The organism is Chitinophagaceae bacterium (assembly GCA_016717285.1).
GTDB lineage: Bacteria > Bacteroidota > Bacteroidia > Chitinophagales > UBA10324 > JACCZZ01.
The window spans coordinates 517,070-542,471 of sequence record JADKFU010000005.1 but is presented as its reverse complement, the minus strand read 5'-3'; the positions used below and the strand labels follow the sequence as shown (position 1 = coordinate 542,471).

Genomic DNA, 25,402 nt, shown 5'->3' with positions numbered 1-25,402 from the left:
CCGTTAACTTAATGATATGCTTACGAGTTTGGGTGAATTCTCTTCATAAATTGGAACGGATGGACCATTTAAACACATTTTTTTATGATATAGCTTATTCCAATACGTAACCCTGCATGATACTGCTTCATATCTATTTCCTGATGCAAAAGAAAATACTTTACGAATGCATTTGCATGCAAATTGATATTATCGGTAGCTTGAAAATAAAACCCTCCCTGCGCCACTAATGCAAAATCAACATTCCTGAATAATTCGGCTTCAGATACTATTTCCTCGGTTCCATTGCTGTAATAAATTGTAGCGTGGTATTTTTTATTCATAAGAAAATCTGTTGCACATCCGGCGGAGAGGAATGGTGAAAATTTTCCGGTTGTAAATTTATATTCTGCTTCCAGCGGCAAACTTATAGCTATAGCTTCTTCGGTGTAAATAACATGTGAATCATTAAAACCTGTTCCGTTAAAGTCCTGGTAGAAATGCAATCCATCGAGTCGGTATTCGAGTTGTTTGTTTTCAATACCAGGAGAAAATTTAATCTTAAAACGATCATCAATGTAATATGCAGTAATGATGTTACCTGAAAAATTCCAGACACCGGTTATACTTTGTGTTACATCTTCCGGCAAACTGTTATTATCCTTCAGCACCGCATTATTTGCAAAGAGTCCAGCTTCAAAACCTATGGAAAATTTGCTTTTACATTGTACGCTTTCGAAAGATTGTGCTGTTGCTGATCTGTTAATTTGGAATACCATCAATGATAGGAAAAACCAGATTGCTATACGGTTCATACAGATAGATTTTAAAAGTTCAGTTATTTGAAAGATGAAATAAAGGTCTTGTAAACGAACGTGGGAACTTTCAAGTATATGAATTAAAAACAAAAGTGGCTGGTGCACAATTGAACTTCTTAGCAAATTATCGATATTCAAAACCGGACTGCTGAGTATTTGCTACGGTTCGTACTTTTGCAATTAATAAAACAATTCTACATTGCACGTATCCACCACTCAATTTATACCATCAACCACTCTTGCTTTCAAAAAAAATAATCTGCATCTGTCCAAATCCCTCAGTGGATACTTATTTAACGGTTAATGAATTGAATCCTGCTGTTTTAAACAGGACCTTCGATGAACAACATTATCCGGGTGGCAAAGGCATTCATGTGGCTATTGCTGCTACTGAACTGGGAGAACAAGCGGTGGTGCTTGGATGTTGGGGTGGCCCTACCGGGAAATGGCTGAAAGAAAAATGCGTGGAGCTTAATGTTGCCTGTTCAGGCCCTGAGGTGAATGGCTGGAATCGCATCAATACCACCTTACGGTCAGAAGGAGTATGGAATGATACAGAGCTGGTAGCGCAAGGTCCTCACATTACTGAAAATCAGTACCACATTTTATGCAAAGAATTTGAAGCCTTATTACCTGAAAGCGGTGCGGTAGTGATGAGTGGCTCCTGGCCGCAAGGTGCGCCTGCTGATGCGTATGGTCCCTTGATTGAACTCACTAAAAAATACAGAATACCTGTTTGGATTGACTGCAGTGGAGATTTATTGTTAAAGGCACTGTTGCACCGGCCGTTCGGCATTCACATTAACCAATCGGAATTGAATGCGGTGTTGCCTAAACATTTTGAAAATAAGCCTGCCGATTACTTTCTTCATTTCGTTCAACAGGTTGCACTTACAGCCGGAGCAGCAGGGTTGCAGCTTGCAACGAACAAAGAAAGCTTGCGTGCAAGCTGCTCCCTTGAAAAGATTTTTAGCGCAGTAGGCAGCGGCGATTGCCTGACCGCCGGCTTAGCGGTTGCGCATTTGCGTGACTACGACCTGAAATCGACAGCGAGATTTGCTGCGGCTTGCGGAAGCGCTAACTGTATCCGCGAAGAGCTGGGGTTGTTATATCGAAAAGATGTGGAAGCACTTCTTGAAAAAGTGGTAGTTAGTCCCATGTAGCATGAGCAATCATGTTTACTGCAAATCAATTTTTTAATGCTGAAATAAGGTTGATTCTTCTTCCGGGTGCTGTATCATGTATCCTGCCAGGCGCATTCTCTTTTACCTTAGCTATAGATTGTACTCTTTGCCAGCATCATTCGATCATATTGCTCCCTATTATGATACCGTGGCTTCCCTGGTGTTCGGTACAAAACTGACTACTGCGAAAAAACAGTTTCTGAACCACCTGCCTTCAAACGGAAACATTTTATTGATTGGTGAAGGCACGGGAACGATCTTAAATTATTTGCTGAAAATATATCCTGCACTGACTATCGATTATATGGAAGCTTCCGCAAAAATGCTGAAGCTGGCCCAAAATAAAGTGCACGGACAATTTCAAGAGCGCGTACATTTTATTCACGGAACGCATTTGCAGATTATGACAGAAAAAAAATACGATGCTGTGATCGTATTTTTCGTGATGGATTGCATGCCACAGCAGGATGCGTTGGAATTTGCGACTAAAATAACACAGTCGTTAAAAAATGATGGCTGCTTTTTATTTGCAGATTTTTTCCCGCCAGAAAACTGGTATCACCGCTTGTTGTTGTGGTTGATGTACCGGTTCTTTCGATTCACTGCAGGAATTGATGCCGTACAGTTACCTGAATACGATTTCATATTCAAGGAATTAAAATTAAAAGAACTGGGAAGAAAAAATTTTATGGATGGATTTATGCAATCGAGGGTATATAAAAAAACATCATGATACTGCTGAGTTTCCTGAAGTGTGCCGGAGTATTACCATTCTCTTTCAACAAACACACGATCCTTTCCATCAAATTCAGGTGCCTGAATGGAAAGCACTTTCATCGGAGTTGCTGAAGTGACTTTCAATGCATGAATAGTTTGCTTCGGAATGAAGATTAAATCACCGGGCTTCACTTCCATCGTCTTTTCACCCAACAACATTTTACCGGTTCCTTCCAAAACATATACCTGTTCAGAATGAATAGTATGCACATGGGGTTTTACTTCTTTCTTTATCCAGATCACAATACTTGTAACATTCGAGTCTGAATTTAATAGTTGCGATGATATGTTTTCATAAGCTTCCTTAGGAATAAGCGAACCAATATTGGTCTGCGTTTGCGCCGCAGCGATAAAAGAGCAAAAAATAAAAGTGATGAAAAGCAACTTCATCATGCAACTGATTATCCGCAACAAACCAATGACTTAATGACTCATGACCAAATGACAAATTCTCACGCAACCTTTAGGTGTCGCAACTTAGATTTGTCAATCTTTTCCTGCGCCAATTCAAGCGTGACAGTAAATTCTTTGATATCCTTTTTCGAAGGAATTGTAAACATAACATCCGTCATTATAGCTTCACAGATTGAGCGCAATCCACGCGCACCAAGCTTGTATTCGATAGCTTTCTCTACAATAAATTCAAGTGCATCATTATCAAAAGTCAATTGAACACCTTCCAGCTCAAACAACTTTTTATATTGTTTCACCAAAGCATTTTTGGGTTCGGTGAGAATACGCAGTAATGATTCTTTATCCAGCGGTTCCAGGTAAGTAACAATCGGAACACGGCCAACCAATTCAGGAATCAATCCAAAGCCTTTTACATCCTGAGGCGTTACATACTGAATCAAATTACCACGATCCAGCTTGTCACGTTCTTTATCCAGCTTATAACCAATCGCGTGTGTTTTGTTACGTTTGGCAATAATTTTATCAATGCCTTCAAATGCACCACCGCAGATAAACAAGATGTGCGTGGTGTTCATTTTTACCATCTTTTGTTCCGGATGTTTTCTTCCACCCTGTGGAGGAACCAGCACATCCGTTCCTTCCAGCAACTTCAGCAATCCTTGCTGTACTCCTTCACCGGAAACATCACGTGTGATAGATGGATTATCATTCTTTCGTGCAATCTTATCAATCTCATCAATGTAAATAATTCCTTTCTCAGCGGCCTGTATGTTGTAATCACAAACTTGAAGCAAACGGGTAAGAATACTTTCTACATCTTCGCCAACATAACCTGCTTCCGTAAAAACTGTAGCATCCACAATGGCAAAAGGCACATTTAAAAAACGTGCAATGGTACGGGCCAACAATGTTTTCCCCGTACCGGTATCACCCACCATCATGATATTTGACTTTTCAATCTCTACCTCATCCTTTCCAACATGATTTAATCTTTTATAGTGATTGTACACGGCAACGGCGAGCACCTTTTTCGCGTCATCCTGTCCGATGATATACTGATCGAGAAATCCTTTGATCTCCTCCGGTGTTTTGTATTCCGGCGCTGAAGTATGTGCAGCGGACTGCTTGCGTTCACCCAATTCTTCTTCAATAATTGTGAGTGCCTGTTCCACACAACTTTCGCAGATATAAGCATCCTGTCCGGAAATAAGGATGAGTGTATCTTCTTTGCGCTTACCGCAAAACGAACATTTTTCGGCCGGTTTCTTCATATTGGTTTCTTTCAATTACTCAAGTTATTTAGAGAAATAAATCTTCTATTAAGTTGCATCACTAAAGTCTGATGACTAATGGCCAACGACTTACTTCTTCCCCTCCTTCTTATCCTTCGTCCTGATCAACACCTCATCAATCATTCCATATTCCTTTGCTTCTTCGGCTTTCATCCAATAGTCACGGTCGGAATCCTTTTCCACTTTTTCAACTGACTGACCAGTGTGCAATGCGATGATCTCATACAACTCACGTTTCGTCTTCATGATTTCTTTTGCCATAATTTCAATATCGCTGGCTTGTCCTTCGGCACCACCCATTGGTTGGTGAATCATTACACGACAATGTTTCAAACCTGTACGGCTTCCCTTTCCTCCTGCACATAAAAGTACAGCGGCCATAGAAGCTGCCATTCCCGTGCAAATGGTTGCAACATTCGGATTGATGTATTGCATTGTATCATAAATTCCAAGACCTGCATATACTGAACCACCCGGACTGTTAATATAAATCTGTATGTCGCGTTTTGCATCAACAGAATCCAGAAATAAAAGTTGCGCCTGGATTACATTGGCTACATAGTCGTTAATGGCCTCACCCATAAAAATGATACGGTCCATCATCAAACGCGAAAACACGTCCATTGAAGCCACGTTCATTGGGCGTTCTTCGATAATGTACGGTGTTAAGTTGGTTACTGATTTTCGCATGTATCCTTCAAGGTGCATAGAACTCAATCCCTTGTGTTGTACAGCGTACTTCATGAAATCATTTTGATACATATTTCGTTGGGTTTAGATTTTAGTGGTTAAAAAATTCATGCTCATTCACAGGCTTTTCAACAGGAATAATTTTGGCCTTTAACAAATCGAATATTTTATCGTTCAAAACCTGGTCACGCATTCTTGCTACATATTTTTCATCGTTCAGTAGTGAATCTCCAAGCCGGTCCAGTGCGCCCGGATCATTTTCAAATGCAGCACTGCCACCATAATAATTCGCAATGTCCTTTTTTGCGCGGTCAACCAATTCTTCGCGTGTGATAGAAATACTGTTATCACGAACGAGCTTATCGTGAATCAAATCCCACTTTACCTGTTGCAGCGCCTGCACCATCTGCTGATCATCAAGGTCTGCAGCATCGGCCTGTTGGTTGGAGTTAATCAGCTTTTTCAAAAAATCTACCGGCAAATCCATGTTGGTTTCTGTAATCAGTGTATCCTGAATGTCCCGATCAAATTTTGAAGTGGAATACTTCTCATATTCACTGGTGAGGTCAGATTTGATACGATCCCTCCATTCTACTTCTGAATGAACTACATCTTCTCCATAAACTTTGTCAAAAAAAGACTGGTCAACATTGGCTTTTTCCACATGATTAATATTGATCAGTGTAAAACGGAACCGTTCATTCATGTTTTCGGCTGCATGATGATTGGTCTTCAAAATGTTATGGATGATCAGCTCCATATTATTACCAAATGCATTTTTTATCGCGATGTCGCTGCTTTCTTTTTTCTTAAGGTTTAACAGGATTTGGCGGGTTACTTCGTCCTTCACCAGTTTCATAGAAAAGGAAGAAGTGGCTGAAATTCCGTTTTCCCTAATCTCACCATTCTCATCCAGTTCTTTCCATTCACCATACAGGATATCTTCTTCACCAACTGCTTCAGGATAACTTCTTTCACCCTGCATTGATCTTACACGTTCCATTTCTTCCGTAATCATCTCTTCGCTGATCAGCAATACTTTCTTATCCATGGTGCGGCCATCCAATGCGGGTAATTCAAAAGGAGGAATCAATCCCAACTCAAATCCGAAATCATAAGCTTGCAAACTGTTTACATCCAGTTGCTGCTGGTGCACTTCAAATGGGATCGGTTGGCCAAGCACCTTAAGGTCATTTTCCTTGATGTAGTTCAGTACAGAATCATTCAGCAACTTGTCCAGTTGTTCGGCAAGCACTGAATTTCCGTACAACTTTTTTGCCATCCCAACCGGTACTTTTCCAGGACGGAATCCGTTGATGCTCATTTTTTTGCTGAGCGACTTTATTTCTCCTTCAAGTTTGGTTGCATAATCTTCCGGATTAACATTTACCACCAGTTTAAGGTGGTTATCGTTCATTTGCTCCTGCGTGATGTTCACTTTATCGTATTGTTTGGTTTATGGTTTAAAAATTTTCCGGAACATGCATGATACAAGACCTGACGTTCCGGTGTAGAAATAATTTTATGTGTTATGTTCAGATAAAAACCAGATTCGACTCCCCAAGACTTCCGGCATCCTGACTTTAGCCGGGACGCAGCTATCTATCACACCTTTTTGCCATTCATCACTTCAAAACTGATTTAGTAAAAAAATTATTTGCAGTGCGGATAAAGGGACTCGAACCCCCACGCCTTTCGGCACCAGATCCTAAGTCTGGCGCGGCTACCAATTACGCCATATCCGCAATTCCATCAATTCTACTAACCTTTTCTTGAAAGAAAGTTGCAAAGTTAACCATTTGCCCATTGAAAACACAGTAAGCTTCCAACATAGACATCAGAACCGCGGATGGCAAAGTCAATCTGATTAAAAAGTAAGGGGAGATGAAAAAAGCCGCTCAAGCGCTCCGGGGGGAGATTGTATCAGAACTAAACCGGAAAGTAAAACACCAAAAACTATCCGGTAGAGGGAGATTGCTTGAGCGGCAATTCTTTAAAATGAATTAAATGATTAATCAAAAGTAGGTAACTTTTTTACATTACCAAATTTTTATTCTTTTTTTTTAAAAATAAAAACCCCAAAAAAAAACCCTGACTTCAGCCAGGGTTTTGAAAAGCATCCTACTAAAAACTATGATTGATATTACGATTCAAGCAAGCCGTTCATAACAGCATATTTTACGAGGCCGGCAGTATTCTTGACTCCGAGTTTGCGGAGCAGGTTTTTGCGGTGTGTAATAATTGTCATCGGACTATTATTCAGCTTCTTGGCAATTTCAACATTGGTGAGTTCCTGTGCAATCAGTCGTACAATATCAAGTTCCCGTTTGGTGATCTCCGCTTTTCTGGGTGTCCGGCTTCCTTCATCCTTCACTTTTTCATTATCATCAAACATCTTCTCAATCAGCTTCATCGACATCTCGCTGCTCAGGTATTTTTCCCCATGATAAACATGCGTGATAGCGCTGATCAGTTCCGGCTTTCCGGTAGTTTTCAGCAAATAGCCCAGTGCACCTGCCCGCATCATTTCAGAAACAGAATCTGCATCATCAGACATTGTGAGCCCGAGTATCTTCATTTCCGGAAAAAGAATGCGGATCTTCCTGGTAGCCTCAATACCATTCATGTTTGGCATGCTCACATCCATCAGTACCACATCAGGTCTTTTTGTTTTTAATACCTGCATCAGTGTCTCGCCGTCACGGGCTTCCCCAACCATAATCAGCTTTTCAGAATCCTTGACAAGCGACTTTATACCCTCTATAAAAATCTGGTGATCATCAGCAATTACTACCTTGATTTTATTTTTCATAGCTGCAATTTAATTAAGAGTTTCGACATGAAGTTATATTTTCATCAACATTGTTGGTTTATGGCAATTTGAGGGAGGTCGCTGTGCCCACCAATACATTTTCAGATTTGAAAACAAAAAACCACGAATGATTATCTTCCGCTGTTTATTAAATTTACTACCTGATATAAAAAGATCGATCCGACGGAGGCCATGATTCATGCAAATTGATAAAACAAGGACAATAACAGCAAAGGCGACCAATGCACCAGCCATCTCCATTCAGGAACATGAAAAAAAAGAAATTCTCCATCAATACAGGAGACTGCTTCAGGCATTAAAGCCACAATTGCAGAAAGGTGATCGCAAGATGATCCGGCTTGCCTTCGAGATTTCCTACGATGCACATAAAGATATCCGTAGAAAATCAGGCGAACCCTACATTCTGCATCCGCTGGCAGTCGCTCAGATTGTAGCGAATGAAATAGGATTGGGAGCAACCGGTGTTATTTGTGCGCTTTTGCATGATACGGTGGAAGATACGGAAGTAACGATTGAAGATATTGAGCGCGAGTTTGGTAAAGCCATTGCCGAAATTATTGAAGGCCTCACAAAAATCTCCGTGATTTTTGATGTGCACGGGTATATCCAGGCAGAGAATATCCGCAAAATCATGGTTACCCTTTCGAAGGATGTGCGTGTGATTCTGATCAAACTCGCCGACCGCCTTCACAATATGCGCACGATGGAATCTATGCCGCGCAACAAACAAATCAAAATAGCTTCGGAGACTATTTATCTCTACGTGCCGCTGGCGCACCGCCTTGGATTGTTTGAAATAAAATCGGAGTTGGAAGACCTCGCCATGAAATACAGCGAGCCTAAAATCTACAAACAGATTGCGGATAAGATCATTGAATCAAAAAAGGAACGGAACAGGTTGATTGCTGAATTCATCAAGCCACTCAAAGAAGAGATGACGGGCCAGCATTTTAATTTCGAGATTTATGGCCGGCTTAAAACGGTGTATTCCATCTGGCGCAAAATGCGTGAACAAAGCATTCCCTTTGAAGAAGTATATGACAAGTTCGCCATCCGCATCATTATAAAGACAGAACAGGAGAATGAGAAAACTGATTGCTGGCGCGTGTATTCCATGGTAACCGATTGTTACCGACCCAATCCTGACAGGTTGCGTGATTGGATCTCCAATCCAAAAGCAAACGGCTATGAAGCTTTACACACTACCGTGATGGGGCCTGAAGGAAACTGGGTGGAAGTACAGATCCGCACCCAACGCATGAATGAAATTGCAGAAAAAGGTTATGCAGCGCATTATAAATACAAGGAGAAGCAAAGCTCGGATACTTCTATTGATGAATGGCTGAAGAAAATTCGCGAACTGCTTGAAAATCCGGACACCAATACCCTTGACTTTATCGATGACTTTAAGCTGAGTTTGTTTGCTGAAGAAATTTACGTGTTTACACCAAAGGGTGACCTTAAAATTTTACCTGCGCGGTCTTCAGTTCTTGACTTCGCTTTTGAAATTCACTCAGATATCGGCCAACGTTGTATTGGCGCAAAGGTAAATCATAAGATTGTTCCGATCAGTTACCGTTTGGCAAATGGTGACCAGGTTGAAATTCTGTCTTCAAAAAAACAGAAGCCTGCTGAGGACTGGCTGCAATATGTAGTTACCGCCAAAGCTAAATCAGGAATTAAAAATGTGCTGAAAGCAGAAAGAAAACGGATTGTTGAAATCGGCAAGAAAGCTTTAGAAAATATTTTCAGGGAAAAGAAAGTGGCTTTCAACACGCACAACCTCAATAAGGTGCTCGATTTCTACAAGATTCCTGCAGTCAACGATTTGTTTTACAGTATCAGTGTCGGCAATTTCAAAATAAGTGATATGGATAATTTCGTCAGGGTCGGCGATAATATTGAATTGAAAGATGAATCAAAAACAACTGATGAGAACGTGGAACTGGCCATTAAGAACAAGCTGGTTTCCAACTCAAGCCTTTTCGTGTTTGGCGATGGCGCGGAAACGGTAGACTATAACCTGGCGGGCTGCTGCAAACCCATTCCGGGTGATGATGTTTTTGGGTACGTAAACAAAAACAAAGAAATCGAAATCCACCGAACCAATTGCCCCAGAGCTATAAATGCCATTTCCAAATACGGTTATGATATTGTACGGACCAAATGGACCAAACAGCACCAGATTGCTTTTCTCACCGGATTAAAACTGACCGGCATTGATGACGTAGGCGTTATGCAAAAAATAACCAATGTAATATCAGGTGATCTGAAAGTTAATATGCAATCGATTACCATCGATACGAAAGACGGCATCTTCGAAGGCATTATAAAAGTATTTGTGAAAGACACCTTTCATCTTACTGAGCTGATGGATAAGTTGCGTCAACTGGATGGTATATTATCTGTAGCTCGCTATGAAGAAGATCAGGATACCGCTTAACATGCTAATCGTTTCAGTAGCCGGTATGATTCGGTTTTGAAGTGCTTTATTTCTTATTCAGTTCTCACTGCTCATCATCTTAGCTTAATTGGGCTGCATTGCCGCATTAAAAAAAAAGCTTTAGGTTTGCTATTCCTTTTTTCACACCCTGTTCAGTTCTTATACGTATCGTGCATTCTGCGATAAATTCAAGAAACCAAAAGCGGAAAAAAAATCATCACGGCATACGGCTGGGCAATCACATCGTTCTTACCATCAAAACAAAAAATGGCTGACAAAAAAGATCTTGATTTCACTTACACTACGATAGATAAAATATTCCGGTTGAGCATGGGTGAAACCGGTGACTACAGCGGGGCTAAATATGATGGTGATTTTTCCTTGTCACTTGAACAGGCGCAAAAAGCAAAACATCAATTTATCGCTGACAGTTTAAACATTGGAGAAGGCTCAAGGGTACTCGATATGGCCTGTGGCTGGGGACCCTTTTCAAGATACATTATAAATGAAAGAAAAGCGGAAAGCATTGGGCTAACGCTTTCGGCAGGGCAAGCAGAAGCCTGTCGTGCAAATGGTTTGAATGTAGTGGTGAAAGATTGTCGAACAGTAACTCCGGCTGATTATGGAACATTTGATGCCATCACCTGCATTGGCGGATTGGAACATTTTTGTTCCATAGAAGAATACCAGGCTGGTAAACAGGAAAAGGTGTACAGTGATTTTTTCAAAACTATAAACGACTTGTTACCAAAAGGCGGACGTTTCTACATGCAAACAATGACCTTTAGCAAGAACATGCTTCCCTTTGATCAGATTGATGTTACTGCCGATGAAAGTTCAGCAGCCTATGTTTTAGGACTGATGGTGAAACAATTTCCCGGCTCCTGGTTGCCTTATGGACCGGAGATGGTAATTGAGAATGCGGCGCCGCATTTTAAACTCATTAGCAAAAGTAGTGGCCGGCTGGATTATATTGAAACCATTGGCCAGTGGAGAAAAAAATTCAGGGCCTTCCACCTCAAAAAATACCTGCTGTATGCGTCGCTGATACCAAAGTATCTTACCAGCAGAGAATTCAGACACCAGGTGGCCATTTTTAAGGTGAGCCCGAACAGGGTTTGCTTTGAACGGGAAATCATGGATCATTACCGGTTGGTTTTTGAAAAAGTGTAGGGCTTTTCTTCCGGATTTCTATCAGTGCTGAACATAATTTTATAGAATGCGCAACTATTTGGTCATCACATTTCAGCATTCAACTCTCCCACCTTTTCCCCGTGTCAAAATGATTTCATCTTTTTAGTTAATGCTATTTGCCGAATGCCTTGTTTTACATTAGGTTTGTCTTTTTAAATCAAAAATGAAACAGGAAGATTTATTACTACAGGTTCAACAGTTATTTTCTGAATACCTGGAACTGCATCACCAAAGAAAAACCACAGAACGCTTTGCGATCCTGGAAGAAATCTATTCACGTAGTGATCACTTTGATGCGGAATCACTTTTCATGGAGATGAAAAAAAAGAATTTTGATGTGAGCCGCGCCACGGTTTACAATACGCTCGACCTATTGCAGGAATGCCAACTGATCACCAAACACCAGTTCGGAAATAACCAGGCACGTTACGAAAAATCATATGGTTATCGTCAGCACGATCACCTCATTTGCATCGATTGTAATAAGGTACTTGAATTCTGTGATCCAAGAATTCACCAGATCACCACCCGAATGGGTGATTTACTTCATTTTGATATCGCCCATCATTCCCTAATATTGTATGGACATTGTCGCGGATGCGAAATTAAGGACAGGTTGACAACAGCTCAGCAGAAAACACCTGCTGAAAATAAAAAAGCAGGCAAAAGAGATTTGGCTTCTAAAAAACAATACGTGTAATGCAATTCAGCGTTCAGAAGGTAGATCAGTCAATCATCATGATGCTGGAAGGTAAATTGATGAATGAACAGCAGACTTCAAAAATCCGCGACAGGATTTCAAGTGGCCTTTCAGACAATGAAAAGAAATTCATTTTCGACCTCAAGAGTCTGGAGTTTGTGAACAGTGCCTGCCTTAACTTTCTGGTTTCTTCGAGAAACAGAATTGTTGACCAGGGCGGAGATATTGTGCTTTGCAATGTTTCTGATCAATTGAGAAAATTGCTGACCATGACAAGACTTGAATCATATTTTAAGATAGCCGGCCGCACGGCAGACGCTATTGCAATTTTAAATCATGCTGGTAAAAGCTGAGAATATTCAAAGAAGCAGGTAGTCTTTAACAACGTTTCAAAAAATCAATCCGATAAATTATGGCTGTAGATGTGTTGCTGGGTTTACAATGGGGTGATGAAGGCAAAGGAAAAATCGTAGATTTTCTTGCACCCAATTATGATGTGGTCGCACGATTTCAGGGTGGGCCAAATGCAGGTCACACACTGAACATCGATGGAAAACGGATTGTATTGCGCACCATTCCTTCCGGTGTTTTCTGCGAAAGACCCTGCAACCTGATCGGTAATGGTGTTGTAATTGACCCGATTGAATTCTTTAAAGAAGCTAAAGAACTGGAAGCCATTGGAATTAACCTGAAGAAGAAATTAAAAATTTCGCAAAAGGCGCACCTGATTGTTCCGACGCATCGATTACTCGATGCTGCTTCAGAATCATCAAAGGGTGAAGGTAAAATCGGTTCTACTCTTAAAGGAATTGGTCCTGCTTATATGGACAAAACCGGCCGGAACGGTTTACGGGTGGGGGATCTTCAGTCACCTGATCTAAAATCTCTGTATGAAAAATTGAAGAAAAAGCACCTTGATTTACTAAGTCTCTTCAACTATGAAAGTGACTTTACGGAATTAGAACAAAAATGGTTTGAGGGAGTGGATTATATCCGTTCACTCGATATTGTTTCCGGTGAATATTTCATCAATGAAAAACTTCGCGATGGTAAAATAGTGCTTGCAGAAGGGGCACAAGGCTCCATGCTCGATATTGATTTTGGCACTTATCCATACGTTACTTCCTCCAATACCATTTCAGCAGCAGCCTGCACTGGATTGGGAATTCCACCTACTGCCATTCGGGATGTAATGGGCATCATCAAAGCTTACTGTACTCGTGTGGGTGGCGGACCATTTCCAACTGAATTGCTGGATGAAACTGGTGAGGAACTTCGGAAAGCAGGTCAAGAATTTGGTGCGGTAACGGGCAGGCCGCGCCGTTGTGGCTGGCTCGACCTGGTTGCAGTGAATTACACTATCATGCTGAATGGCGTCACCAAACTGATCATCACCAAAGCAGACGTGCTGAATATTTTTGACGAGGTGAAAGTGTGCAACGAGTATTCCATTACTGACTCGATAATGGCAGCCGTTCCGTTTGACATCACTTCAGCTTCGATTGTTCCCGTGTATGAAACATTACCCGGTTGGAAAACTGACCACTCGATGAAGACCAGTGCTGAACTTCCTGCATCACTTCATTCCTTTATGAATTATATAAGACATAAAACAGGAGTTGATATTTCCATTATTTCCATCGGTGCGGGAAGGGATCAACTGGTTGCATTTTAACGATGAAGGAATCAGTTTAAATCACGTCTTACTTAAAACATTCAGAAAATAGAAAGACCTTGTTTATTCATCGCAATATTTTAAGAGAACTTAATTTATAGCATCTGGCGAGTTGACATTTTTTTTCGTCATAAAAAAATTTGAAAATCTCAAAACTTAGTTCAAAATTTACGATCTAAATTTATTTGCATGAAAATCTCAAAAAGCAAAACACCTTCCAAATCACCGGCGAAGAAAGCTGCTCCGGCAAAAGCTCAGCAGGCGGATGGAAAAAATACTCCTGTAAAAAAAACTGCTCCTTCAAAAGAGGTTAAGAAAACTGCACCACTCATTAAGAAACTTCCGGGTAAAACTACAGGCCCTTCCAGTGTCAATCGCAAAAAAGCAAAGGACGATGAGGATGATGACCTTAAAGAATTTATGGATGATGATGATGATTTACCCGTCACGAAGAAATCAAGGAAGGATGATCTTGGCGATGACGATGATTTTAAAATGGAAGATGATTTCAAAATGGAGGATGATCTGTCAGAAACTTTTTCTGATGATGACGATGATGATTATTGATTTCTTTTACCAGCGATTCCTTGTTGTGCCTGCAATGGCTCTTCTCACTTCTGATTTAAAACACGATCTTATACTGTATTGAACAGGCAAATTTGATTTTCATGCGGAATTCCGCAACGTTCCCTGCCGGAGACATCACGCTTCTTAAAAAAAAGCTGGTTCGCTGGGCAGGGAATTTTTCTTGTGCCCTTTTTATTGATCACAACAATTACCGCAACTTTCATCCCGGGCTGGAATGCATAGCAGCTGCCGGCGCCATTGATTCCATTTCACCACATTCGGGTAATGCATTTCCTGGATTAGCGGCTTTTTTTAATCAACATAAGGATTGGCTCTTCGGATATCTTTCTTACGATTTAAAAAATGAAGTTGAACCTGCTTTACTCAGTGCGAATCCGGAACACAATGATGATATAAAATTTCCTGTTGCTCATTTTTTCAGACCCCGGCACATCGTAAAAATTGCAGGCGACCAACTGTTCATTGAATCAACAGAAAACCCAAACCGGATTTTTGAAAATATCAGTAACACCGTTATCGCAGACTACCTTCCACCTCCTTCAGGGCTGATCAGACAAAGAATGAAGAAGGAAGAATACATGGAAAGTGTACGGAAACTTCATCAGCATATTTCAGATGGCGATTTGTATGAAGTGAATCTTTGCCAGGAATTCTATATTGAAAACTACTCCGCAAATCCAATTTATTTATATGAACGCCTCAATGCGATTAACCCTGCGCCCTTCGCTTCCTTTTTGAAATTTAATGATCATTACCTGCTGTCTGCAAGCCCTGAGCGCTTTTTAAAAAAAGTGGGTAACAAAATCACTTCCCAGCCAATGAAAGGAACACTTCGCCGTGATCATGCTACAAGTGATTTTTCTCAACAAGAAAAACTGCGGTATGATCCAAAAGAACGCGCAGAAAATGTGATGATCGTTGACCTGGTCAGAAATGACCTGGCCAGAAGTGCTGTTCCGGGTTCTGTGAAGGTGGAAGAACTTTTTGGTGTCTATACCTTTCCAACAGTACATCAAATGGTATCTACCATTTCTGCTACTCTCCGGCCGGAAGTTCATTTTGCTACGGCAATCAAGAACGCTTTTCCTATGGGCTCCATGACTGGCGCACCCAAAATAAAAGCAATGCAATTGATTGATCAGTATGAAAAAACAAATCGGGGATTGTTTTCCGGAACAGTAGGTTTTATAACTCCGGCCGGGGATTTCGATTTCAATGTGGTGATCAGAAGTTTTCTTTACAATGCCAGTTCCAAATACCTTTCTTTTCAGACCGGCAGTGCCATTACCTATGATTCGATTCCTGAAAAAGAATATGAAGAATGCCTGTTAAAAGCCAAGGCATTGATTGCAGCACTTCAATAAACCAACGCACCTGATTTCAACTCAGTTTATACAATTTTCCCGGTAAAGCAATCACCACTGCTTTAAACTCTAATCCTAATAAGGAAGCTGCCAGTTTGCTGCCGAACTGATTGCTGAGCCTTGCAATCTCATCCACATGCATAGGTTGGGAAGCAGATAAGATTTCTGTAATTCTTTTTTCCTGTTCATTCAACTCAATAAAAATCTCTTTTTGTTTTACAGCAACAAATTTTTTGTCGATCCAACCAGATAAATATGCAATGTCATTCGCACATTCTACGAGGTTGGCCTTATTGCTTTTAATAAAATAATTACAGCCTTCTGAAAACTTGTCTCCAACTCTTCCAGGCACTGCAAATACATCACGATTATAAGAATTGGCGATTTCAGCAGTAATCAACGCACCACCTTTCACCGCAGATTCAATTACGATAGTGGCATCTGCGAGGCCGGCTACGATCCTGTTTCTCTTGGGGAAATTTTCACGGTCGAATGAATCAGAACTCCTGAACTCTGTAATGAGTCCGCCCTGTTCCAGCATTTTTATAGCGGTTGCCCGGTGTTGTGCCGGATACAACCGGTTTAAACCATGTGCCAGCACACCAATGGTAGACATACTATGATTTACTGCAGCACGGTGCGCGCATATGTCAATACCATAGGCCAAACCGCTCAGTATCGTCACATCATATTGCTTCAGATCCTCTATCAGGGTTTCCGTGATCATTCTGCCATATTCAGATGCATGACGCGTTCCTACGATGGCAATCATTCTGCTATTGTTCAGTTGAACATTGCCTTTTGCATACAGCATAACAGGACCGTCAGTAATTGCTTTTAACCTCGAAGGATAATCATCATCAAGATAAAAAAACATCTTGATTTTATTTTTTCCGATAAACTCTATTTCTTCTTCGGCTACTGAAAAATTCCGGTAGGAAAGAATGGATTTCGCTCTTACTTCATCCACACCAGGCACCCGCAGCAGGTCGTGCTTCCTGCTTTTAAAAATTCTTTCAGCACTTCCGCAATAACTTACAAGATTCTTTGCAAGCACATTTCCGATATTGGGAATAAGCGTAAGTGCGATACGATAAAGTTGTTCACTTGATTGCATAACCGGCTGATATAAAATTACAGGCAGTAATGATATTATTACTTACCCCATATTCAAGATACACAACTGCTCTTTAATACTTTAAAATTTTATGGGTATGAAAATAGAATTTTTTTGATTCAATATTAAACGGTGGCCTTAGAATCTCCTATGATTAATCAATTAATTTTTTTACAATGCTCTTTGGTTCGGCTTTGCCAGAAGCGCACCCTGAGCGCAGCCGAAGGGTAAGCGATGTAACAATTATATTGATTGATTTCAAAACAACTTCTTATAGAAATTGCTTCATGGCCTTTATGAATAACTAAACAAAACTTCTAACTCCGAAATCTGATGTATCTGGAAAGACTTTCTAAAAGCAAACAATAAATTTTTCCAAAAAGAAATCTTCTTCGAAATAGCTGGTAACAGGAATCAGCTTTGCGATCCTCTGCAACGATTGCAACTCCTGCTCCAGGTTGCCACCTTTCAAAACCAGCCAGCCATTCTTCCTGCTGTTTTTACTTTCAACGGAAAGCAAATGCCTTGTCCAACCATAAAGCGTATCCAATGGAGCTACCGCCCGGCTTACAATAAAATCAAATCGACCTTCCAGCTCTTCTGCTCGTGCATGCAATGCGTTTACATTCTTCAGTTCAATGGCATCCGCAATTGCACGCACCACCTTTATTTTTTTTCCTGTGGCATCAATTAATTGAAAATGCACGTCGGGAAATAAGACTGCGAGTGGAATTCCCGGGAAACCACCACCTGTTCCTGCATCTAAAATGCGGCTTCCGGGTTTAAATGAAATAACCTTAGCGATAGCCAGTGAATGCAGCACATGTCGCTCATACAACTGATCAATATCCTTTCTTGAAATCACATTGATTTTTTCATTCCAATCATGATACAATGAATCCAGTTGTTCAAACTGCCGGAACTGAATATTTGAAAGTTGAGGGAAGTATTTCTTTAGCAGCTTCACAATAAGAATATTCAGGAGTTTACATGTGCTCTTTACTGTGTGATAGAATCTGGAATAACAGCCCTTTTGCACGAAACAATTGAGCCTTTACAGTTCCTAACGGCAATCCTGTTTCTTCGGCAATCTCATCATACGATAACTCATCATAATATCTTAATTCAATCAGCACGCGATATTTTGGACTGATCTTTTCAATCACTTCGCGGAGCAGTTTATTCCGTTGCTTTCTGATATAACTTTCTTCCGGGTCAGGTGCGGTGCTTTGAATATCGACCCTGAAATTTTCAGCCTGGTCATTATCATTCAATTCAAAAAGTGAAAGTGTTTCCACTTTCTTCTTCCTGATAAAATCAATGCAGTTATTCAAAGCAATCTTATACAACCAGGTACTGAATGCAAAATCAGGTGTGTACTTTGCCAGGTTGCTGAAGGCCTTTCCAAATGCTTCAATGGTAAGGTCATTCGCATCGTCCTCATTGTGAACCATTTTAAGAAGCAGGAAATAAATAGAATCCTTATAGCGCGTCATTAAAGCTGCGTATGCTTTCTGATCACCATCCAACGCCATTTGCACCAGTTCAATATCCTCTTTTGCCCGCGGTGAAAAATTCGAGTTTACTTCCATGCAGCCTGTTTAGTTTGAAAGACATCCGGAAATAACTTGAGGTAATAAATCAAAAACAAAATGTCCATGACAGGGAAATACCAATACAAATCCTCTTCACCCAATTTCTTCATACAGGCCCTGAAAATGATTGCCTGTGAAAGAAATCGGAAAGAAAATAATATGAGGGCTTCTGGTAGATAGCTGGAGTACATGACTACCATTAAAAATAAGCAATAAAACAACAGGTGCGTTACAGAAAAAAGTCCTAACAACATCATATGTCCAAATCTATAATACTTACCGGTGCTCACGTGCCTTCGCTTCTGTTCCCAGTATTCGTCCCATGATTTTTTAGGTTCTGAAAACATAAATGAATCTTTTTCTATTTGAACAATCGTGTTGGAAGCAGTGGCCGCTTTATTAATCAGCAAATCATCATCGCCCGAAATAAGGTGAGGATGCTTCGGGAAAACATTGTTATCGAAAAAAATCCGTTTGCGATAAGAAAGGTTTCTGCCAACACCCATGTATGGCATCCTGGCCAATGCAAAAGACAGGTAGCAAAGCGCTGTCATAAATGTTTCATACCGGATAAATTTATTGATAAAGCCATTGTATTTCCGGTATGGTGCATATCCCAAAACAATTTGTGTTTGTGTATTGAATACTGCTGCCATTGATTGTATCCAATTTTTTCCGGTGGGAGTGCAATCCGCATCCGTCAGCAAAACCACTTCATTCTTTGCTGCGCGGATGCCAACAGTAAGCGGATATTTTTTTCCCTGCATGATATTCGACTCCTGGGTAATGGTTCGAACAACCAACCTTGGATATTTTGCAGACATCCGCATCAGCAATAATTCAGAATCATCCCGGGAATTATCATTCACCACCACCACTTCAAAGTCAGGATACTCCTGCTCCATTATCAGTGGAAGATTTTTTTCCAATCTCACTGCTTCATTCCTGGCACAGATGATAACGGTAACCGGAGGCCATTCTGCCTGCTTTGGCGATTTATATACTGCAAGCGAGCGGAAAAGAATCAGCAGGAAAAGAAGTTGGACGACGACGACTGAAATAAATAGAATAAAGAGTACTTCCAATTTCTGTTATTTTGAGGCGGCAAAAGTAAATAAATCATCGTTCTTTTCCCGTTTACAAATCACATGCAGTTTCAAATTGATGCATTAGACAAACAATCATCAGCGCGTGCGGCTACTATTATCACCGGGAACGGAATAATTGCAACGCCGATCTTCATGCCCATTGGTACTACCGGTGGAGTTAAAGCAGTTCATTTCCGTGAACTGGAAGATACTGTTGGCGCCCAAATAATACTGGGCAACACTTATCATCTCTACCTTCGTCCGGGAATGGAAGTGATGCGGGAAGCCGGCGGCTTGCATGGATTTAACGGTTGGAAAAAGCCTATTCTCACCGATAGTGGCGGTTACCAGGTTTTTTCATTGTCAGATAGAAGAAAAATTACAGAAGAGGGTGCGAAGTTCCATTCGCATATAGATGGATCAAAACATTTGTTCTCTCCGGAAAAAGTGATGGACATACAGCGAATCATTGGTGGCGACATCATGATGGCCTTTGATGAATGTCTTGCATGGCCGAGTGATTATATACCTGCAAAAAAATCAATGGAACTTACCCACCGCTGGCTCGATCGGTGCATCACACGGTTTGAAGAAACTGAACCACTTTATGGATACCATCAATCACTTTTCCCGATTGTGCAGGGAAGTACATTTATGGATTTGCGCAGACAATCGGCCGAAGTGATCGCCGAAAAAAATGCAGATGGAAATGCGATCGGAGGACTATCCGTTGGTGAACCTGCAAATGAAATGTATGAAATGACTGAAGCAGTCTGCAACATCCTGCCCGCCAATAAACCCCGTTACCTGATGGGTGTTGGCATGCCGGATAACATACTTGAATGTATTGGGTTAGGAGTTGATATGTTTGACTGTGTTATTCCTACACGCAATGGAAGAAACGGAATGATCTTTACCAAAGAAGGAATTATCAATATCAGAAACAAACGCTGGGAAAAGGATTTTTCAGCACTCGATGATCTCGATAATTTTGCAAGCCGTGGACATTCCAAAGCATTTCTCAGGCATTTGCTGATTCAAAATGAAATACTTGGTTGTCAGATTGCAAGTGTTCACAATCTTTGTTTTTATTTATGGCTGGTGAAGGAAGCAAGGCAACACATTATTGACGGCGATTTCACCTCATGGAAAAATAAAATGGTGAAACAGTTGATGACGCGCCGTTGAAAATGTTACCGGTGCACTGCTGAAATAACAACAGCAATTAAAGAGTTATCACAAGATGACAATGCAGGAATACTAACCTGCCTGAATACATTATGAATATTAAAATACTCGACCGATACATCATCAGAAAGTTTCTGGGTACTTTCTTTCTGACACTTGCATTGTTCATCATTATTGCGATCGTATTTGATGTAACGGAGAAACTGGAAGACTTTCTCGATGGAAAAGTTCCACTCTCAGAAATCATATTCGACTACTATCTCAACTTTATTCCATACTTCGCAATATTGTTTACGCCTCTCTTCCTTTTTGTGGCGGTCATTTTTTTCACTTCCAGAATGGCATACCGGTCAGAAATTGTAGCCATCCTTAATTCAGGTATTACTTTCAACAGGATGTTGTTACCGTACATGGTAGCAGCAGGTTTTATTGCAGGACTTAACATTTATGCCAACCATTGGCTGATTCCCAATGCGAATAAAGTACGTATTGCTTTTGAAGATGAATACATAGGCTACAGGCCACGAAATACGGGCCGGGATATTCACATGCAAATTGCCAAGGACCAGTTCATATACCTCGAGAGTTTTAACTTCGAAGACAGCAGTGGTTACAAATTTTCTTATGAGATATTCAGAGAGGGCAACCTCATTTATAAAATGCGCTCTGAAAAAATAAAATGGGATGGAAAAAAGAAGCAGTGGTTACTGAAAAATTATATGGTGCGTACCAATAATAGTATGCAAGAAACTTTAAAAACGGGCAAGGATACTTTGATCACTTACAACTTCCTCCCAAAAGATTTTGAAAAGAAACTCAATGAAGTGTACACAATGAACGCCCGCGAACTGAACCAGGTAATCAATGAACTTACTCTGCGTGGCGCTGACAACATCGCTTTTTATGAGGTGGAAAAATACAAACGCACCGCTTTTCCATTTGCCATTTTCATACTCACACTTATCGGTGTTTCGCTGGCTTCGCGTAAAGTGAGAGGCGGAATCGGATTGCACTTAGGCTTAGGCATCACCATCAGTTTTTCTTATATTATGTTTCAGCAGTTTTCACAAACCTTCTCTACCAACGGAGAACTTCCTCCTGTAATTGGCGTTTGGATTCCCAATCTCATTTTTGGAGTAGTGGCTGTTTTTCTATATTTGAAAGCTCCTAAATAATGCAATTTCTTCCTGAATAAAACAGGCACTATTATACTTGCTATCTTTTTAAGGGGAGAAACCAGCATTCAACTACACAACTGCATGGTTGTAAAGTATCAGGCAATCAGTCGATGAAATTTTACCATGGCAGTGGCTCTTCGGAAGGTTTTGCTTCCTCTTCATCATCCATATCGTCCATCCTGGATTTAAGAATCCTTACCTTACCTTCAGGTTGTGCCGCAAATGAATCCATCTCTGCAAATTTCGCGAAGCGGTCAATAAATTTTACCGGCACATTAGCGAGGGCTCCATTCCGGTGTTTGGCAACCATAATTTCAGCCATGCCAATAGTGGAATTTCCTTCTGCATCCTGGGTGATCTTATAATATTCAGGGCGATAAATAAAAATGACCATATCTGCATCTTGCTCTATGGCACCTGACTCACGCAAATCTGAAAGCTGAGGTCTTTTATCACCTCCACGCGTTTCTACCGATCTGTTCAATTGAGACAATGCTATTACGGGTATATCCAGTTCTTTTGCAATACTTTTTAAAGCCCGCGAAATGTTACTGATTTCCTGCTCTCTGTTACCTTGTTTTGAATCAACCGTTCCGCTCATCAATTGAAGGTAATCGATGATGATCATTTGAATATCGTGCTGCATCTTTAACCTGCGCGCCTTGGCACGCAATTCAAAAATATTGATGGCGGGAGTATCATCAATAAACAAAGCGCATTCTGAAAGCGTATCTACTTTTCTTACCAGTTGTTCCCATTCGTAACTTTCTAAATTGGCTCTGCGGATTTTCTCAGCAGGAATTTCAGTCTCGGCTGAAATCAGGCGATTGGTAAGCTGAATAGAGGACATTTCCAAAGAGAAAAAAGCTACCGGTTTTTTAAAATCCACAGCAGCATTTCTCGCAAGCGAAAGCACAAAGGCCGTTTTTCCCATGCCGGGTCTTGCTGCCACTATTATAAGATCAGAACGCTGCCAGCCACTGGTGATCCGATCCAGTAGCACGAAACCGGAAGGCACTCCGGTAACGGTGTCTTTATGATCCTTAATGGCCTGCAACTGGTTCAGCGCCTTAGTTACCAATGCACTGATAGGATTATAGTTGCGCCGTAAATTCTGATCAGTAATTTCATAAATACCCTTCTCAGCAAAATCAAGCAATTCAAATACATCTGTTGTATCTTCAAAAGCATCACGCACAATTTCTGATGAGATACGAATGAGTTCTCTTTGAATATATTTTTGTGAAACGATTCGCGCATGGTATTCAACATTCGCAGCCGATGCAACACGATTAGTGAGTTCTGTTACATAATAGGCGCCACCGACACTTTCCAACTCTCCACTCTTTCGCAATTCATCAGTCACCGTTAATATATCTACCGGTTGTGAACGAAGAAACAATCGTTGGATAGCTGCAAATATTTTATTGTGTGCCTCCACATAAAATGCTTCCGGCTTCAGAATGTCCACTACCAGTGAAAGAGCATCCTTTTCCAGCATGAGCGCCCCGAGCACCGCCTCTTCAAGATCACGTGCCTGTGGTGGAATACGGCCAAACACAAAACTGCTTAAATCTGCAGCCGGCTTACGTCGCAGAGACCTTGCCTTGCTAACAACTTTGTTAATGTCTTCGAGTGAATCTGCCATTTTTTTTTCGGAAGGGAGACAAAGAAAATTAATTAGAAAACACCGAACCAGAAAATCAAAATAAAAAGTTGTGCACAAATTTTCCTTAGTGCATTATCAACATGATATCAACTTTTTGAAATTATGGTAACCTTGAATTTATAGTTTTTCAAAACGTGTCGTCCATAAAATAGTAATCAAAAGAAGTGTACAGCAGGATCTTTTTTATTTCAATGCTAATTCAAAAAAAGAAAATTGAAAATGTTCATTCAGGAATTTGCAGGAGAGAAAAGTGATTCGTTTGCATACTTCCAATTTTCCCGGCAGTTTCTGCATCAGAGAACTATTGCAATGGTTCAACTGATAAGGAATTGAAAATAAAATGCTGTTGTTTATTTGAATCGAATGGCATCGACCGGACGCATTCGTGCCGCTACAATGGCCGGAATAATTCCGGCAATAAAACCAATCACTGCTGAAGTTCCAATGCCCCATATAATATTCTTAAGGTCGAGCGTCAGTTTAAAATTAATTGCTGCCGATAATCCTTCCACTGTAAAATAAACGAGGATCAATCCAAAGATGCCGCCAATTACAGAAAGTATAATGGCTTCAATCAAGAACTCCAGCAGTATAAAATAATTTTTGGCCCCAAGGGCTTTTTTGATGCCAATCAGATTGGTTCTTTCACGCACCGAAACAAACATGATATTCGCAATACCAAAACCTCCTACCAGAATTGCAAATCCACCGATAATGAGTGCAACCACATCCAAAACACCAAACAACTGCGACAGTTGATTGGAGATAATGCTGATCTGATTAAGAGCAAAGTTATCTTCCTGATTGGGCCTCACCCTGCGATCCGCGCGCATCAGACCTCTGATTTCGTCCTTCAATTCATCAAGCGACACGCCATCTTTCGCTTTTACGAGAATAGCAGGTTCTACCTGAAAACCATCCACTTTCACCTTTGACACCAGGAATTGATACGGCACCATCACAAGATTGTCGTTGCTGTTCTGTATCAATGTTTTTCCTTCCTTCGAAAAAACTCCGATCACCATCACTTTCTGTCCGTAAATATCAATTTCACGTCCAACAGGATCTACATTGCCTGGAAAAAGCTGCGTCGCAACTTCATAGCCTATTATTGCTTTTGGTTGCCCTGCATTAGCTTCTGCCGGAGTAAAGTAACGACCCGACTGCAGGTTAAGATTCATGATACGGTTGTAATCCTGCGAGACTCCATTGATAGTTGAATTGCTGATATTTCTCGCGCCATACTTTATTACCGGCGCACCAATCCAGATGGAAACAGCTACTGCATCAGAGCCGGTAAGTTTCTCCTGCAAACTTCGCATTTCATCAAACTTTGCGTAAGGCCTGTTCCAGTATTTCCACCAGGGATATTCAGTTTCTCCTTCTTCAGGTGCCCATGGAAATTTTGTAATGTAGATTACATTGCTTCCAAATTTATTGATGCTTGTCCGCAGATTATTTTCTAATGAATCAACCGACGAAAAAATAGAGATAACGCAAAAGATACCGATAGAAATACCTAACAACGTTAGTATGGTACGCAATTTATTAACCCGCAATTCCCTGATGGCAATTGCAACAGACTCATTAAAAATGCGGAACAGAATTCTCATCGG

At 40.8% G+C, this 25,402-nt stretch carries 23 protein-coding genes and 1 tRNA gene; 11 read left to right on the top strand and 13 right to left on the bottom strand.

What is annotated here, in order from left to right; all coding sequences use genetic code 11:
* Positions 1 to 68: 68 nt before the first annotated feature.
* Complete coding sequence (locus tag IPO83_12125) at positions 69 to 794, bottom strand: outer membrane beta-barrel protein (GenBank protein MBK9732012.1); 726 nt, start codon at positions 792 to 794, stop codon at positions 69 to 71.
* Positions 795 to 1,078: 284 nt separating this feature from the next.
* Here IPO83_12125 and IPO83_12120 point away from each other — a divergent pair, with 284 nt between their 5' ends.
* Both IPO83_12120 and IPO83_12115 read left to right on the top strand, forming a co-directional pair.
* Entirely contained in the window at positions 1,079 to 1,960 is an 882-nt protein-coding gene (locus IPO83_12120) for a hypothetical protein (protein ID MBK9732011.1), read from the top strand.
* 127 nt (positions 1,961 to 2,087) lie between these two features.
* On the top strand, positions 2,088 to 2,714 hold the full coding sequence (locus tag IPO83_12115; GenBank protein ID MBK9732010.1) for a class I SAM-dependent methyltransferase: 627 nt from the start codon (positions 2,088 to 2,090) through the stop codon (positions 2,712 to 2,714).
* Positions 2,715 to 2,746: 32 nt separating this feature from the next.
* Here the strand turns inward: IPO83_12115 and IPO83_12110 are convergent, their stop codons facing one another.
* From IPO83_12110 to IPO83_12085, 6 genes are all read right to left on the bottom strand, one after another.
* The gene (locus IPO83_12110; GenBank protein MBK9732009.1) at positions 2,747 to 3,151 is read right to left on the bottom strand and encodes a cupin domain-containing protein; all 405 of its coding nucleotides are present in this window, start codon (positions 3,149 to 3,151) and stop codon (positions 2,747 to 2,749) included.
* A gap of 59 nt (positions 3,152 to 3,210) precedes the next feature.
* Complete coding sequence (gene clpX, locus IPO83_12105; protein MBK9732008.1) at positions 3,211 to 4,443, bottom strand: ATP-dependent Clp protease ATP-binding subunit ClpX; 1,233 nt, start codon at positions 4,441 to 4,443, stop codon at positions 3,211 to 3,213.
* A gap of 90 nt (positions 4,444 to 4,533) precedes the next feature.
* Positions 4,534 to 5,226, bottom strand: a complete 693-nt coding sequence (clpP, locus tag IPO83_12100) for an ATP-dependent Clp endopeptidase proteolytic subunit ClpP (GenBank protein ID MBK9732007.1) — start codon at positions 5,224 to 5,226, stop codon at positions 4,534 to 4,536.
* 19 nt (positions 5,227 to 5,245) lie between these two features.
* Entirely contained in the window at positions 5,246 to 6,592 is a 1,347-nt protein-coding gene (locus IPO83_12095) for a hypothetical protein (protein ID MBK9732006.1), read from the bottom strand.
* A gap of 225 nt (positions 6,593 to 6,817) precedes the next feature.
* A tRNA-Leu gene (locus IPO83_12090) sits at positions 6,818 to 6,899 on the bottom strand.
* A gap of 398 nt (positions 6,900 to 7,297) precedes the next feature.
* Positions 7,298 to 7,966, bottom strand: coding sequence for a response regulator transcription factor (locus IPO83_12085; GenBank protein MBK9732005.1), 669 nt, complete (start codon positions 7,964 to 7,966; stop codon positions 7,298 to 7,300).
* Positions 7,967 to 8,165: 199 nt separating this feature from the next.
* On the opposite strand from IPO83_12085, the gene IPO83_12080 reads away from it, so the two are divergent.
* The 7 genes from IPO83_12080 (at position 8,166) to IPO83_12050 (ending at position 15,951) form a co-directional block, all read left to right on the top strand.
* Positions 8,166 to 10,430 carry a bifunctional (p)ppGpp synthetase/guanosine-3',5'-bis(diphosphate) 3'-pyrophosphohydrolase gene (locus tag IPO83_12080; protein MBK9732004.1) on the top strand — a complete coding sequence of 755 codons (2,265 nt, stop codon included), beginning with the start codon at positions 8,166 to 8,168 and terminating at the stop codon, positions 10,428 to 10,430.
* A gap of 267 nt (positions 10,431 to 10,697) precedes the next feature.
* Entirely contained in the window at positions 10,698 to 11,603 is a 906-nt protein-coding gene (locus IPO83_12075) for a class I SAM-dependent methyltransferase (protein MBK9732003.1), read from the top strand.
* Between the two features lie 184 nt (positions 11,604 to 11,787).
* On the top strand, positions 11,788 to 12,324 hold the full coding sequence (locus tag IPO83_12070; protein ID MBK9732002.1) for a transcriptional repressor: 537 nt from the start codon (positions 11,788 to 11,790) through the stop codon (positions 12,322 to 12,324).
* Positions 12,324 to 12,677 (top strand): STAS domain-containing protein, encoded by a 354-nt coding sequence (locus IPO83_12065; protein ID MBK9732001.1) that lies wholly within the window; start codon positions 12,324 to 12,326, stop codon positions 12,675 to 12,677. The genes IPO83_12070 and IPO83_12065 overlap by 1 nt, the downstream gene beginning before the upstream one ends.
* A 59-nt stretch (positions 12,678 to 12,736) precedes the next feature.
* Complete coding sequence (locus IPO83_12060; protein ID MBK9732000.1) at positions 12,737 to 13,999, top strand: adenylosuccinate synthase; 1,263 nt, start codon at positions 12,737 to 12,739, stop codon at positions 13,997 to 13,999.
* Between the two features lie 189 nt (positions 14,000 to 14,188).
* Positions 14,189 to 14,566 (top strand): hypothetical protein, encoded by a 378-nt coding sequence (locus IPO83_12055; protein MBK9731999.1) that lies wholly within the window; start codon positions 14,189 to 14,191, stop codon positions 14,564 to 14,566.
* A gap of 101 nt (positions 14,567 to 14,667) precedes the next feature.
* Positions 14,668 to 15,951: an anthranilate synthase component I family protein gene (locus tag IPO83_12050; GenBank protein MBK9731998.1), complete on the top strand. Its 1,284-nt coding sequence runs from the start codon at positions 14,668 to 14,670 to the stop codon at positions 15,949 to 15,951.
* Between the two features lie 16 nt (positions 15,952 to 15,967).
* Here the strand turns inward: IPO83_12050 and dprA are convergent, their stop codons facing one another.
* The 4 genes from dprA to IPO83_12030 form a co-directional block, all read right to left on the bottom strand.
* Positions 15,968 to 17,068: a DNA-protecting protein DprA gene (gene dprA / locus IPO83_12045; protein MBK9731997.1), complete on the bottom strand. Its 1,101-nt coding sequence runs from the start codon at positions 17,066 to 17,068 to the stop codon at positions 15,968 to 15,970.
* 352 nt (positions 17,069 to 17,420) lie between these two features.
* Positions 17,421 to 18,038, bottom strand: coding sequence for a 16S rRNA (guanine(527)-N(7))-methyltransferase RsmG (gene rsmG / locus IPO83_12040; GenBank protein MBK9731996.1), 618 nt, complete (start codon positions 18,036 to 18,038; stop codon positions 17,421 to 17,423).
* A gap of 16 nt (positions 18,039 to 18,054) precedes the next feature.
* On the bottom strand, positions 18,055 to 18,660 hold the full coding sequence (locus tag IPO83_12035) for a sigma-70 family RNA polymerase sigma factor (protein MBK9731995.1): 606 nt from the start codon (positions 18,658 to 18,660) through the stop codon (positions 18,055 to 18,057).
* Positions 18,651 to 19,748 carry a glycosyltransferase gene (locus IPO83_12030; protein MBK9731994.1) on the bottom strand — a complete coding sequence of 366 codons (1,098 nt, stop codon included), beginning with the start codon at positions 19,746 to 19,748 and terminating at the stop codon, positions 18,651 to 18,653. The genes IPO83_12035 and IPO83_12030 overlap by 10 nt, the downstream gene beginning before the upstream one ends.
* A 63-nt stretch (positions 19,749 to 19,811) precedes the next feature.
* Between IPO83_12030 and tgt the strand changes: the two genes are divergently transcribed.
* Together tgt and IPO83_12020 are read left to right on the top strand one after the other, a co-directional pair.
* Positions 19,812 to 20,939, top strand: coding sequence for a tRNA guanosine(34) transglycosylase Tgt (gene tgt, locus IPO83_12025; GenBank protein MBK9731993.1), 1,128 nt, complete (start codon positions 19,812 to 19,814; stop codon positions 20,937 to 20,939).
* Positions 20,940 to 21,037: 98 nt separating this feature from the next.
* Positions 21,038 to 22,114, top strand: coding sequence for an LptF/LptG family permease (locus tag IPO83_12020; protein MBK9731992.1), 1,077 nt, complete (start codon positions 21,038 to 21,040; stop codon positions 22,112 to 22,114).
* A 121-nt stretch (positions 22,115 to 22,235) separates the two neighbouring features.
* On the opposite strand, the gene dnaB is transcribed toward IPO83_12020, so the two are convergent.
* Both dnaB and IPO83_12010 read right to left on the bottom strand, forming a co-directional pair.
* Complete coding sequence (gene dnaB / locus IPO83_12015) at positions 22,236 to 23,765, bottom strand: replicative DNA helicase (protein MBK9731991.1); 1,530 nt, start codon at positions 23,763 to 23,765, stop codon at positions 22,236 to 22,238.
* A 371-nt stretch (positions 23,766 to 24,136) separates the two neighbouring features.
* Positions 24,137 to 25,399 carry an ABC transporter permease gene (locus tag IPO83_12010; GenBank protein MBK9731990.1) on the bottom strand — a complete coding sequence of 421 codons (1,263 nt, stop codon included), beginning with the start codon at positions 25,397 to 25,399 and terminating at the stop codon, positions 24,137 to 24,139.
* Between the last annotated feature and the right edge of the window lie 3 nt (positions 25,400 to 25,402).